Source organism: Alkalinema sp. FACHB-956 (assembly GCF_014697025.1).
GTDB lineage: Bacteria > Cyanobacteriota > Cyanobacteriia > Leptolyngbyales > Leptolyngbyaceae > Alkalinema.
This window is the reverse complement of record NZ_JACJRC010000010.1, coordinates 148,195-161,869: the sequence shown is the minus strand read 5'-3', so window position 1 is coordinate 161,869 and position 13,675 is coordinate 148,195. Positions and strand designations below refer to the sequence as shown.

The following is a 13,675-nucleotide window of genomic DNA, read 5'->3' as shown; positions in this document are numbered from 1 at the left end:
TCCAGGCTAAATTTTGGCCTCGGGCAAAATCAGCATGGCATCCCCGAAGGAATAAAAACGGTAGTTCTCACGAATCGCTTCTGCGTAGAGATCCAACAGTCGCTGACGGCCAATCAGTGCACTGATCATCATCATCAAGCTGGATTTCGGGAGGTGGAAATTGGTGATCATTCCATCCACGGTTTTCCAATCGTAACCGGGATAGATAAAAATCTCCGTTTTGCCGCAGTAGGGTTCCAGCTTCCCCGATCGCTGGGAGGCTCCTTCGAGCGATCGGGCAGAGGTTGTTCCCACGGCAATCACGCGCCCCCCATTGATTTGGGTTTGCCGCACCTTTTCAACGGTTTCCGCTGGGACTTCAATCCACTCCCCATGCATCTCGTGCTGGGTGATGTCCTCCACTTCCACGGGACGGAAGGTGCCCACGCCGACATGTAATGTAACAAATGTGCGATCCACCCCCTTTTGGGTTAACCGTTCCAGTAATTCTGGGGTGAAGTGCAAGCCTGCTGTGGGGGCAGCGGCGGATCCGAGGCGATCGCCGTAGACCGTTTGGTATTGCTCCGGGGTGGATTGGCTGTCCTGGATGTAGGGCGGCAAGGGCATGTGCCCGTATTGCTCAATCACTTCTAGCAAAGACTGATTCGTTGCAGTGCGGAATTCCAGGAGTCGGCCTCCCGTAGCGCTGTCCCGATCGAGGATGGTTGCAGCTAATTGCACGGATGTGTTCTGGGGGGCGATCGGCGTAAATTCAATCACTGCACCGGGTTGTAACTTGCGACCCGGTTTGACCAGTGCAAGCCACTGGTTAGGACTTTTTTCCTCCAATAAGAGAACTTCAACTTGGCTACCGGTGGGCTTGTGGCCGTACAATCGCGCCGGAATCACCCGCGTGTTGTTCATCACTAACAGGTCGCCCGGTTGGAGGAATTGCTCTAGCTCATAAAAATGTTGATGACGATGCTGGGAGCGATCGGAGATGACCATCAGCCGAGAATGATCCCTGGGATGGGCGGGATTTTGGGCAATCTGTGTCTCCGGTAAGGTGTAGTCGTAGGCCGAGAGGCTGCGATCGAGATCCATGGAATTGTATCGGAACAAAGTCTAGACAATCAGCGTACAGGGGAATGGAACTAGAGGGAATGTATAGAACTATGGAGAATGTGTACAATAACGATAGAGTCCAAAAACTAACTTCACTAATCGTTGGTAATTGTAAAGTATGGAGAATGTGTACAATAACGATAGAGTCCAAAAACTAACTTCACTAATCGTTGGTAATTGTAAAGTTAGGACTTATAAATGTACCTATTAATACATTTTTTAATCAACATTAACTAAAATTTAGCCTCAAAAATTTCTTCCCTGGAAATTCACTTTTTTTGGGTAGGTTCCCGCTCCTAGGTTGGGGGATATTCCCCTACATTTACAGCGGATTGCCGTCGATGATTGAAAGTGTCGCATTTGCGAGGACATCTTGTATGGATTATCTTTACTACCTTGCGAATGCCAGCCTCACCCTTCGGATTGTTGAGTTTCTGCATGCGAATACCCAATTGCCGCTTCTCTTCATGACGGTGATTCATCAAATTGATGGATGGGTGGTGCGAGTTAAGTTTGAACACCCACTTAACCCGCAGCAGGATGGTGATTTTCGCGCCTTCCTGAATGAGCTGGGCATTCCCTATGAACCCAATGTTCGTGTCCAGATGGCCCTTTGGGGGTTAGAGATGGGCCAGATGCCGATCGATGTGATGCAACGCTACCAAATAGCAGTGGTGTCCCATGGCCAACCCGATCGGGCGGAAATCGAAGCCTTTCGAGGCCAGTTTGTGCAGGGTTTAGGTTATTGCCCTGAGACCTTAGCTTAGGGCAGGTGGTGAGCGGAGAAGTGCTTATGATGAGCAGATTCTCGGTTTTATGAGGTTGCCTAGGCGTTAAATGCTTGGGTTGAGTGGGTTGAGCAAGCTAGGTAAGGACTGAATTGAGCGAATCACTCTTGAGCGAATCAATTCAGTCAGTTTAGTTCCATTTAGTTCCATCGGGATTCGTTGCAGGTCAGTTAGATACGCTGGTTAAATTCCAAGGCGTTGATTAAATAATTCACCAAAGTTAAGTGGTAGTTTGCGATCGTGCGGCTAAATCCAGGGTGATCGGGTTGGCTGTGCGATCGGGGAGAACAATGAACCAACGCAAGATCAAACCGGCAGGGGCGATCGCGGTGCTGGGGATGTTTGAGCAGAAATATTTGGGCGGTTTTCCAGAGTTTGGTTTGCTTCTGACGGGTGACGGCGAGGGAGCCATCGGAATCCCAGTTGTAGGGCTGGCGGGTTTTGACTTCGATGAAGATTAGATCGCCAGCGGCATTGAGTGCCACGACATCTAATTCGCCAAAGCGGCAATGCCAGCGCTGATACAGGACAGTGCCGCCTTTTGTGGCGACCCATTGGGCCACTAACTGTTCTCCTAGGAGGCCAGGATCGGGGGTGGGATGGGTAGAAGAGGGACTGCTCATGGCTGTGTTGCTCACGGTCTTTTCTAGGATTCCCCGAGTTACGACCGTGCCCCACCGATGTACGATCTAAGAATAGGCAGATTGTTTGAAAAGATTCAGTTGGTGAATGCGTACCGAAATGCGTACCGAAATACGGATTGAAAAGCTTGCTGCACAGTTTCAGCGCTTGGCATTGTGGGTGGCGATCGTCGCGATCGGGTTACTGTGCACGCTGACTCCAGCCTGGGCAGAGGACTATAACAAGGAATTTCTGGTAGGCCGAGATTTTTCTAACCGGAATTTAACCGATTCCAGCTTCAACCATGCCAACCTGCGGGAATCAAATTTTAGCCATGCCAACCTGCAAGGGGTCAGCTTTTTTGCTGCGAATTTGGAAGCATCGAACCTCGTGGGTGCGGATCTGCGGAATGCCACGTTGGACAGTGCCCGCATTTCTGAGGCGGACTTGAGCGATGCCAATTTGGAAGGGGCCTTTGCGTTCAATGCCAAGTTCGAGAGTTCGAAGATTGACGGTGCGGACTTCACCGATACCCAGATGCGGGAAGATACGCGGCTGTTGCTCTGCAAGTTGGCCACAGGCCGCAATTCCGTCACAGGTCGAGAGACTCGCGAAACGCTGTATTGCGATGAATAGGCGCGACTAGCGTTGGGGATGTTAGAAACCGGGGTTCTACGGACAACTAGGCTTCTTGCCTAAATTTGCCAAAGAACCCCGGTTTCTGTTTGGCGTCACTCGCCTACCCAAGGGCTGAGCACGAGATCGGAAAAGTTCACTTGCCGCTGCCGATCGAGTTCACGAATCCGTTGATCTTCGGCGTAAACTTTTTGCTGGTAATACTGCCCCAGATCCGGGGACGTCACGAAGTCAGTATTTTTCCACAAATCGAGAAAATGTCGGCGACGCTTTTCGCACATGACCCGCTCCATGGCAGCGGCGGCTGTACGAATCACTAGTTCCGCCCGCTGAATATCCGTGGTGGTTTTTTCATCCAGTTCAAACAGGCGATACACCTGCGTCATTTCCGTGGGGAACTCAGTGCAGCGATCGCGCAGCAAAGTCAACAAATCTGGCGCATCCGGCGCGACAAATTCTGAGGCGGTGGGATTCGCGGCTTGAATTTCTAAAATTTGTCGCCAGAGAAAACGATGGTGGGACTGGCTGAATTCCAAATCGCGCTCTTCCAAGACTTCCACAATTGTGGAACGATGCTGGGGGGCATGGAGATACAGTTGCAACAGTTGGGACTCGGCTTCTTCCAGAAGCGATCGGTCACCGGGAGTTTGCCATTTGGCCGATCGACCGTGCCAGCGTTGCCCTTTAACCTGGAGCCGTAGATTCTCTTCGATCTGCCGGACGAGTCGGGTATTGCCCTGGCCGAGTAATTCCGAGCATTTCTGGATGTAATAGGTTCTTAAGGTCGGATTAGGTAAATTTCCCAGTAATTTGACCAATTCCTCCGTGGCCGCCTGCATCTGATCGGGCTGCTGGAGGTTTCGGGGGTGGATCGCCTGCTGGATTTGCCAATCGATCCACAGGGGCGCATTATCCAGCAATCGCTCATAATCAGCCGTGGCGTGGTGTTTTAAGAATTCATCGGGATCCTTGCCGTCGGGAATATTGAGGATCCGTAATTGCACATCACCTTGGTAGGCCAGGTTGGCCACTTCCCCGATCGCCCGTTCCGTGGCCTGGACGCCTGCCCGATCGGCATCGAAGTTAAACACTACCCGTTTGGATTCGGTGTAGCGCAGGAGTTGTCGGACTTGGTGGCTGCCCAAGGCGGTGCCCAAGGACGCGACGGCACTGGTAATCCCGGCGGCGTGCAGGGCAATCACATCAAAATAGCCTTCCACTACGATCGCTTGGTCGGTTTTGGCGATCGCGGCGCGGGCTTTGTCCAATCCGTAGAGGGTTTTGCCCTTGTCAAACAGTTCGGTTTCCGGCGAGTTGAGATATTTCGGTTGCTCATCGCCCAGCGATCGGCCCCCAAAGCCAATCACCCGACCTTGCAGATCCAAAATTGGAATCATCAAGCGATCCCGGAAACGATCGTAAAAACCGCCACCTTCCTTGCGCGGTACCAGCAATCCGGCCTGCTCCACCAAGGCCACGGGATATTTTTTCTGCTCTACCAAATAGCCGTAGAGGGTTTCCCAGCCGCCCGGTGCATAGCCGAGCTGGAATTGCTGAATCGTTTCTTCCGAAAGCTGCCGCTGCTGGATTAAATAATTGAGTGCGGTCTGCCCCGTCGGTTGCCGCAGGGCATATTCGTAGAACTTTGCAGTCAGGGCCAGAATTTCGTACAGTTGCTCCCGCACGGAGAGTTGGCGCTGAAGTTCCTGCCGTTGTTCCACGTCCAGGGTTTTCACCGGAACTTGGTACTTTTTGGCCAAATCCAGCACCACTTCGCTGAAATTGCGTTTGCCAATCTCCATCAAAAATTTGATCGCGTTGCCCCCCGCCCCGCAGCTAAAGCAGTAATAAAACTGTTTGCTGGGGGAAACGCTGAAGCTGGGATTGCGTTTGTCGTCGTGGAAGGGGCAGAAACCAACAAAATCTTTGCCCTGCTTTTTCAGGACGACATGTTCCGAAACGACATCGTAGATATCAGCACGCTCTTTGACAGCTTCGATCGTGTCTGGATGCAGACGAGGAACGTTCATGGCAGTGCGCAGGTTGGACAGTTCAGGTTGAATGGCTAAACTTTAACAGGATTTTTGGGCGATCGATCCGATCGTTTTCCAGTCGGTTTTCGGCAGGAATCGGTTTACCTGGGCGAATAGAACGCGGTAGACATGCATACATTAGATTTAGCGTGCTTCAAACAGATTTAGCGTACTTAACCCTCTTTTATAGTTTTTATGTACTAATTTAATACCAATTTCCCCATAACTGTTAGCTGGTCAGGTATGATCTGGAAATTTGCAGCGAGATTGTCTACCCTAAAAGGAAATCTTTCAGCCACGATGAGGGTGCAATCAGGATGAAACGTTCTCTGCAAAGATTCTGGCTAGCGTTTGCCTTAGGTGCAGTATCCTTGATTCCCTGCCGAGGGTTGGCTCAATCACCTGCACCATCGGTACCGCAACCACAACCGCAACCGCAGGTAAATCCTCTCTACCAATCTGCGGTGCAGGATGCGGCCAAGGTGGAACCGGGGGAAAATGTAGATTCCCTCTGGCCGATTACGCCGGACAATCCCAAACTGGTGTGGAATGCCAATAAAACCCGGCTGCTGGTGGTGACTTGGAAAAGCCAAGCGGCCTACGATCGCTTCATCAAACCCACCACCCATACATCGGCCAGTGAAGCGTTTGTGGTCTGGGTGACGGCGGCCCCGCAGGTGAAGGAATTCTGCCAAAACTATTTAAAAAAATATCCCCACGCCTCGATCTCCGATCTCAACCAGCGGCTCAAGCAATACCTAGGACTCCATCCCGATTGGCCGTATGACCTGTTTGTGGAAATGTGGGTCAGTCCGACGGATCTGTTTCGTCCCTGCGTTAATCCCAGTATTACCGATCGGCAATGTGCACTGACGTTTGATGCCAGTAATGCCAGCAAACCGACGGTGAAAAATATTGCCGACTACCCTGCGTTTTACAAAAATCTCTACTTCCAAAGTTTTCGCAGTGGGCCGGGAGTGCCTTGGACGGGCTTGGGCTATACCTATGACTGGGGTAATGCGCCAGCTCCACAGAAGACCGATCGTCTCGATCTCACCAAAGCGATCGGAGCCAGCGAGTTTATCCTCGTACCCAGTGCTTCCTACAGTTTGCAACAGGCAGCCTCAACCCAGCGCTACTGTGAACCTGGGATTGCTGATGATGATCCGAGTGCTACACTTCCGAGCTCTACAATGGGAGCGCACAATAACCCTCTGTGATCGATCAATGCTACCTGCCTCGCCCCGGCTGCAACAACAACTGACGTTTATTTTGGAAATCGATCGCCTGAAACAGGTGCTGCGGCATACTTTGCTGACCGATGGTTCCCGCCGGGAAAACGATGCAGAACATTCCTGGCATTTGGCCATGATGGCGATCGTATTACAGGAATATGCGGCGCAGTCCGTGGATTTGCTACGGGTGCTGAAAATGCTGCTGATTCACGACTTGGTGGAAATTGATGCAGGCGATACCTTTTGTTATGACGAGCAGCTTCTGACGACTAAAGCCGATCGGGAACAGCAAGCTGCCGATCGCTTATTTGGCCTATTGCCGATCGAACTCCAAGCGGATCTCTATCCGCTCTGGCAGGAATTTGAAGCGAGGGAAACAGCGGATGCCCAGTTCGCCGCAGCCCTCGATCGCCTGCAACCTATCCTGCACAACTACCAAACCCAAGGGCACAGTTGGCAGAAGAATCAGGTGACAGCGGATCAAGTGCGCCGCCGTGCTCAGTCGATCGGAGTGGGTGCGCCTGTGCTAGGTGACTATGTAGAGGCTTTGCTGCAAGCGGCGATCGACCAGGGATATCTTTTAGACGCGCCAGTATCCCTTGCATCGGCGATCGACGGCCAATCTGAAATATCGCCTGAAAGGTCGGAATATTAAATTATCTTTCCAAGAGTGAATTGAGTAATCGGGCCGAATTATCCTGACAGCAAGGTTTGGGTGTCGCTGACTCTGTTGTGTAAAGCCACTGTGTAAAGCCACTGTGTAAAGCCAGGGAAATTCTACCCATCGCCCCACCTAGTGAATCGCCCCACCGAATGAAAGGTCTACGTCATGGCTGATTCTCCTCAACCCAGCGACGATCAAAGTGACGATCGAACGCCGAATTCTTCTGTCCAGTCATCCCCGGCTAGTGGCGAGACTTGTGGTGAGACAGTGGATGAGATTTTGTCGCAGCATCCTTTGAATCGTCGATTGCTGGTGGTGAGTGGGGTTGTGGGGAGTCTGGCCGAGATCGTGACGGCTTCAACGCAACTGTTTGAAAGTTTTCAAGGCTTTTTTAAAACGACCCATGATCCGGTTGCCCAAGCTCAACTGAAAATTTTGACTCCTGCTAATAATAGTGAAGTGTCTATGCAGGTGAAGTTTCAAGGCACGTTTCACTCGATTCCCGATCGCTACAGTCCCTGGTTGTGCATCTACGCCCCCGCCATCAAACGTTATTACTACGAGGAAATCATTCTGCCCGTCGGTCAAAAAAAAGGTGTTTGGCAATCAGGGCCTTTTCCGATCGGCGATCAATCCTCTAAAGGCATTGGGTTCACGATCGAGGCCCGATTATTAGATCCTAAAGATTCTGAAGTGATTCGCACCTTTCAAGAAGCGGTGTCCCGTCGCCAAGTTGAGAATGGTCGTAAAGAACCGTGTTTAGGGACTCCGTTGGATGCTGTGAACGTGATGCGGCAAAAGAACTGACCCGGAAGGTAGGGAATAGAACCGTGTGAGCTTGCCGCTGCATTCCCTAATTCTTCGTCCATAATGGACAAGCATCATAGAAGACATCGGTATGGGACGAATCTTTCTTTCCGCAGCCCACGGGGGATTAGAAAATGGCAAATCCGATCCAGGTTCTGTGGCGGGAGGAACCACAGAAGCGCGGGAAATGATTTTGCTGCGGGATATGGTCTTAACGGAACTACGATCGCGCAGATTGGAGGTGTTGGCTGTCCCCGATGACTTGAGCTTGCAGCAAACCCTAGATTGGATTAACCTGCGGGGCCGCAACGATGATGTCTCCCTGGAAATTCATGCCGATTCCGCCAGCAATCCCTTGGTGCGGGGATGTAGCGCCTTTTACATTAACCAAAATGATCAACGCAAACGCCACGGAGATTTGTTGCTGCTGGCGTTGACTAAACGGGTGCCGCAGTTGCCCAATCGCGGAGCCAAGCCGGATACCACCGTGGGGGTTGGTAATCTCGCCTTCTGCCGTCAGTTGGTGACGCCTTCTCTGTTACTGCAAATCGGCTTTTTGACCAATCCCGACGATCGCTTCATCATCCAAAATCAGCGGCGGGATTTGGCTCTGGGCATTGCCGATGGGGTGCAAGCTTGGCTGAAGGATGTGGAATCGTCTCAACCGCCCCAGCCGGTTTATCCGCCGGTGACCATTAATATGAACGGCCAAAGCTATGGTGAACAGGGAATCTTGGTCAATGGAAACTCCTACATTCCCATTGACCTGGCCGATCGCCTAGGGGTTGATCTGTCCCAAGTGCCAGCGGTGCGGCGGATTACCTATCGTAATGTCGTGTTTGTTAAGGCGATCGAACTGCGGGATTACAACATTTCCGTTGGTTGGGATTCCCAGACCCGCACGGTGATCTTGAAATCGATCCTGAAAATTTGTCCTGGCTCCTTCGATCGCATCATGGAACATGGCAAAACCACGGAACTGCAAATGATGATGTTCCTCAAGACGAACAACGAATTAGCGGTGCGCGATTACCCGGACATTGCCAAACTGTATCGGGAAGAAGGGTCGATCGAAGGCGTGGATTACGATATTGCCTTTGCGCAGATGTGTTTAGAGACGAACTACCTGCGATTTGGGGGAGACATTAAGGCGAGCCAGAATAATTTTGGGGCGTTGGGCACCGTCGGTGGTGGGACGGAGGGTGCATCATTCGCCAGTGCGCGGATTGGGGTACGCGCCCATATTCAACACCTGAAAGCCTATGCCAGTACGGAGCCCTTGGTGCAGGAAAATGTCGATCCACGGTTTCGCTTTGTGACACGGGGCATTGCACCGTTGGTGGGTCAACTCAGCGGACGCTGGCGGGAAGATCTGAACTACGGCGATAAAATCTTGGGAATTCTCCGCCGGTTGTATGAAACCGCTGGCTTGTTGTAATTCTGAATGTGGCTAAGATGCACATCACTCAGCAACAAGAACAATTCAGCAACGGTTATCTCCAAATCGTTGCGTCAACTGCGGGTTGTAAGTTGTCCAAATCAGATGTAGATGACGATAGCGTTGACTTTAATATCCAAGGTAAGGGTTTCTCAGGGCTGATCTCACGTCCACAGCTTGATGTTCAGCTGAAATGTTACATGAGTAATTTCCCCATTGGCCCAAAGGGGTTCAGCTACCCTTTGAAGATGAAAAACTATGATGACTTACGGATAACAGACATCCTTGTGCCCCGAATCTTGATTGTAGTGGTTGTCCCAAATGATATTTCACAGTGGACAGTACAATCTGATCATGAAACTCTGGTTAAATACTGTGGCTATTGGGCGTCGATTAGGGGACAATCAGAGAAAGTCAACAAAACAAGTGTATCAATTCACGTCCCGCAGGCAAATCGATTAACCGTTGATGGACTCAGACAGCTATTACAGATTGTTGCCTCAGGAGATGCCCCATGAAAGCGACAATTCGAGACCCTGAAACCCTTCAATCTATTGAACCCAACCAAGTTGCCACCTACCTTCAGATGAATGGCTGGCAACAAGAAAGCTTTTTGCCTGATAAAGCTTCAATCTGGACGTTAGGTAGCGAACCTGAATCACAATTTGAAGTTCTTTTACCATTGAATCCTAAGTTTCGAGACTTTCCGATTCGTATGAGTGAAGTTTTGAAGACTTTAGAAGCTGTAGAGCATCGATCTCAAATCGAAATTTTAACCAGTTTGGTTGGTAGTGTCGCAGACATTATTGATATTCGATTAACACATCCTAGCTTCGAGGATGGAACCATGCCCTTGCATGACGGTGTTCATCTAATTCGTCATGCTAGAGACTTGTTACTTTCTGTTGCATCCTCTACTGTTGAGCCAAAAGCTCATTTTGAGCGGACTAGACCACCTCGAGCCAGTCGGTATGTAGAAAAGGTGCGCTTGGGACAAACCAAGCGAGGCAGCTATGTCTTATCGATTGTGTCTCCGCTTTCTCCTATGCAACTCTCTCTGGATTCTTCTGAGCCTTTTGAACGTGCTGTCGTTAAGAAACTCTTTAAATCACTGGAAACAACAAAACATGTTGCAGAAGAGATCGCTTCATCTTCCCGACATGATCTTCTAGTCTCCAATAATGAGATTCAGCAAGGGATCAGTGCTAACCTCTGTGCAGCTCTGATGGGAATTCATAATAGTGGAAAACAACAAGGATTGGAGATCAATTTAAACTGGGCCTCTGCAATTGGAGTTCCTGAAGATGTAGGCACACAAATTATTTTTCCTTCAAGAATAATGCCTAGTGTGGCGCGGTTAGGAAGACGGCTGAAAGCGCATGTTTATGAGAACTTTGAAGTTCGAGGAGAAGTCATCAAACTCGAAAGGCAGAGAAAAGATGCAACAGGATCAGTCACATTGCTTAGTAGAGTAGACGATAGAGAAAGAAAAATCAAAGTAGAACTTGCTGAAACAGACTACAGGTTGGCATCTATTGCAAATCAAGAGAGGAGAGTTGTTATCTGTAGAGGAAATTTAATTAAAGAGGGGCGCATCTTCACTTTAGCTTACCCCCAAGGGCTATCACTGGCTTAGGGAATATTTTTTGATTGGATATTGTTTAAGGATGCGATCGCCCGAGCACAATAGCCCCAGCGATCGCATCCTACCGTTGACTTACCCTACAGCAGGGTGGATCTACGTTAACCCTGGATCTACGTTAACCCTCCTCGGTCTGCCCTGGTAGAGAGGGCTTCTTGTTCCGATCGAGCTTGAGGATGACCGTTGCCAGGGGGGGCAGACAGAGATCCAAGGAATAGGGCCGATTGTGATAGCCCCAGTCCTCCGTCCATTTGCCACCGAGGTTGCCCATATTGCTACCGCCGAATTCCCGAGCATCGCTGTTAAAGACTTCTTGGTAGAACCCGGCATCGGGAACCCCGACTCGGTAGTGGGCGTGGGGTTGGGGCGTAAAGTTACACACCACCACCACGTATTCCTCGGAATCCTTGGCCCGACGGATAAACGACACCACACTGTGGCGATTGTCGCTGCAATCGATCCATTCAAACCCAGGCTCCGCAAAGTCCTGGCTATAGAGGGCAGGTTCGCTACGGTAAACCTGATTCAGCGCGGACATGAACGAGAGTAACTTCTTGTGCGGTTCGAACTGCAACAGGTGCCACTCCAGATCCGCCCACACGTTCCACTCGCTCCACTGGCCAAACTCCATGCTCATGAACAGGGTTTTCTTGCCGGGATGGGAAAACATGTAGGTATAAAGGCAGCGCATGTTGGCAAATTTCTGCCATTCATCCCCCGGCATTTTTCCGGGCATGTTGCTCTTGCCATGCACGACTTCATCGTGGGAGAGCGCCAGCATAAAGTTTTCGCTGTGGTTATACCACATGCTGAAGGTGATGTTGTTCTGGTGGAATTGGCGGAACCAGGGATCCATACTGAAGTAGTCCAGCATGTCATGCATCCAGCCCATATTCCACTTCAGGTTGAACCCTAGCCCCCCCACGTAGGTCGGCCAGGAGACCATGGGCCAGGAGGTGGACTCTTCTGCGATCGACAAAATGCCGGGGAAATAGCTGAAGATCACGTGGTTCATCTGCCGCAGGAAATCTGCCGCTTCGATGTTTTCCCGTCCGCCGTATTGGTTGGCGACCCACTCGCCGGGTTTGCGGTTGTAGTCCAGGTAGAGCATGGAGGCCACGGCATCTACCCGAATCCCATCGATGTGGTACTTGTCAAACCAGAACAGGGCATTGGCCACGAGGTAATTGCGCACTTCATGGCGGGCGTAGTTAAACACCAAGGTGCCCCATTCCTTGTGCTCGCCCTTGCGGGGGTCGGCGTGCTCGTAGAGGTGGGTGCCATCGAAGAAGGCGAGCCCGTGGCCATCCTTGGGGAAGTGACCCGGAACCCAATCCACAATGACGCCGATGCCATTGAGGTGGCACTGATCCACGAAGTACATGAAATCTTGGGGGGTGCCAAAGCGGGAGGTGCAGGCGTAGTGGCCCACGACTTGGTAGCCCCAGGACCCATCAAAGGGGTGTTCCGCGATCGGTAAGAGTTCAATATGGGTAAAGCCTGCGTCCTTCACGTAGGGGATCAGCTTGTCCGCCAATTCCCGGTAGGTGAGGAACCGTGCACCGGGCTTCAGGTCGGATACTACGACCACGGGTTCCGGCGTGCCATCGGGTAATACAGCGGGTTCGGACGAAGCGGCATGGAGCCAGGATCCCAGGTGAACTTCGTAGACGGAGATGGGCTCGTGCATCGGCTCCGATTGGCGTCGCTGCTCCATCCAAGCGGTGTCATTCCATTGGTAGGTATCCAGATCCGCCACGATCGAGGCTGTTTTAGGCCGGACTTCCTGTTGGAATCCGTAGGGATCGGACTTTTCGTAAATGTGGCCGTCCTGGTTTTTCACCTCATATTTATAGGCGGTGCCGACTGTCAGGCTGGGAATAAAGAGTTCCCAAATTCCCGTGGGGCCTCTGCGCATTTGATGTTGCCGCCCATCCCACTGGTTAAAGTCACCCAGGACAGAAACGTTGCGGGCATTGGGAGCCCAGACTGCAAAGTAGACGCCCTTCACGCCACTCACTTCGGCCAGGTGCGCCCCCAGCTTTTCATAGATGCGGTGGTGGTTGCCTTCGCCGAACAGGTGCAGGTCAAAATCGGTCAGGCAGGGCGATCGAAAGGCGTAGGGATCGTAAATGACGCGCTCGTGACTCCCTTCCTGAATCCGCAGTTGATAGTTACTGAGTTCCGGCAGATCCACCACACATTCAAAGAAATGGGGATTGTGCAGCGGTTGCATGGGGTATTCCGTCCGCTCTTCGGGGCAGACCACCCAAACCTTGTCGGCGGTCGGCTGATAGGCCCGAATGACCCAGACGAGCCTGCCATTTTGTTCAATTTGATGAGCGCCGAGAACCTCGAACGGATCCTGATGCTGGTTACCAATAATACGTGCGACCTGTTCGGGGCTGAGGGTGCTTGTCATGCGGATCTACCTTACCAACGGAATTATCTCAAAGAACTCAAAAAAATCAGGATTCAGGGGGAACCCGTCCTCCTTCAATTCGTTATGGAAATTAACTTAATCAGAATTGCTTATTGGGTCGGTGTCGTCACCCAACTTGGTGCTGTTGAATCGGTTGACATCAAACTTACCAGGATGAGTTGACATCAAACCTACCAAATCCTTTTGAAAGTTGAAAGTCTTAATGATTTCCTCCCCAGGATTCCGACTGGACTGCCGATCGATCTAACGGATTTTTCTAAAGTG

Annotated in this window: 11 protein-coding genes; 7 read left to right on the top strand and 4 right to left on the bottom strand. The window is 51.2% G+C overall.

All coding sequences use genetic code 11. The annotated features are described in order from the left end of the window. Positions 1-6: 6 nt before the first annotated feature. The gene (gene queA, locus H6G21_RS13265) at positions 7-1,083 is read right to left on the bottom strand and encodes a tRNA preQ1(34) S-adenosylmethionine ribosyltransferase-isomerase QueA (protein WP_190573898.1); all 1,077 of its coding nucleotides are present in this window, start codon (positions 1,081-1,083) and stop codon (positions 7-9) included. Positions 1,084-1,481: 398 nt separating this feature from the next. Between queA and H6G21_RS13260 the strand changes: the two genes are divergently transcribed. Beyond that, entirely contained in the window at positions 1,482-1,871 is a 390-nt protein-coding gene (locus H6G21_RS13260; RefSeq protein WP_190573897.1) for a hypothetical protein, read from the top strand. Between the two features lie 191 nt (positions 1,872-2,062). Here the strand turns inward: H6G21_RS13260 and H6G21_RS13255 are convergent, their stop codons facing one another. Beyond that, on the bottom strand, positions 2,063-2,515 hold the full coding sequence (locus tag H6G21_RS13255) for a YraN family protein (protein ID WP_190573896.1): 453 nt from the start codon (positions 2,513-2,515) through the stop codon (positions 2,063-2,065). A gap of 118 nt (positions 2,516-2,633) precedes the next feature. Between H6G21_RS13255 and H6G21_RS13250 the strand changes: the two genes are divergently transcribed. Next, positions 2,634-3,149, top strand: coding sequence for a pentapeptide repeat-containing protein (locus H6G21_RS13250; protein ID WP_190573895.1), 516 nt, complete (start codon positions 2,634-2,636; stop codon positions 3,147-3,149). A gap of 95 nt (positions 3,150-3,244) precedes the next feature. On the opposite strand, the gene dnaG is transcribed toward H6G21_RS13250, so the two are convergent. Further along, entirely contained in the window at positions 3,245-5,179 is a 1,935-nt protein-coding gene (dnaG, locus tag H6G21_RS13245) for a DNA primase (protein ID WP_190573894.1), read from the bottom strand. Between the two features lie 320 nt (positions 5,180-5,499). Here dnaG and H6G21_RS13240 point away from each other — a divergent pair, with 320 nt between their 5' ends. From H6G21_RS13240 to H6G21_RS13215, 5 genes are all read left to right on the top strand, one after another. Beyond that, entirely contained in the window at positions 5,500-6,402 is a 903-nt protein-coding gene (locus H6G21_RS13240) for a hypothetical protein (protein ID WP_190573893.1), read from the top strand. 7 nt (positions 6,403-6,409) lie between these two features. Further along, positions 6,410-7,072 carry an HD domain-containing protein gene (locus H6G21_RS13235; protein WP_190573892.1) on the top strand — a complete coding sequence of 221 codons (663 nt, stop codon included), beginning with the start codon at positions 6,410-6,412 and terminating at the stop codon, positions 7,070-7,072. A 174-nt stretch (positions 7,073-7,246) separates the two neighbouring features. Then, positions 7,247-7,888, top strand: coding sequence for a hypothetical protein (locus H6G21_RS13230; protein WP_190573891.1), 642 nt, complete (start codon positions 7,247-7,249; stop codon positions 7,886-7,888). Between the two features lie 91 nt (positions 7,889-7,979). Then, positions 7,980-9,326 (top strand): N-acetylmuramoyl-L-alanine amidase, encoded by a 1,347-nt coding sequence (locus H6G21_RS13225; RefSeq protein ID WP_190573890.1) that lies wholly within the window; start codon positions 7,980-7,982, stop codon positions 9,324-9,326. A gap of 514 nt (positions 9,327-9,840) precedes the next feature. Then, entirely contained in the window at positions 9,841-10,962 is a 1,122-nt protein-coding gene (locus H6G21_RS13215) for a hypothetical protein (RefSeq protein WP_190573888.1), read from the top strand. 124 nt (positions 10,963-11,086) lie between these two features. Here H6G21_RS13215 and glgB read toward each other — a convergent pair whose 3' ends face one another. Beyond that, positions 11,087-13,390 (bottom strand): 1,4-alpha-glucan branching enzyme, encoded by a 2,304-nt coding sequence (gene glgB, locus H6G21_RS13210; RefSeq protein WP_190573887.1) that lies wholly within the window; start codon positions 13,388-13,390, stop codon positions 11,087-11,089. Between the last annotated feature and the right edge of the window lie 285 nt (positions 13,391-13,675).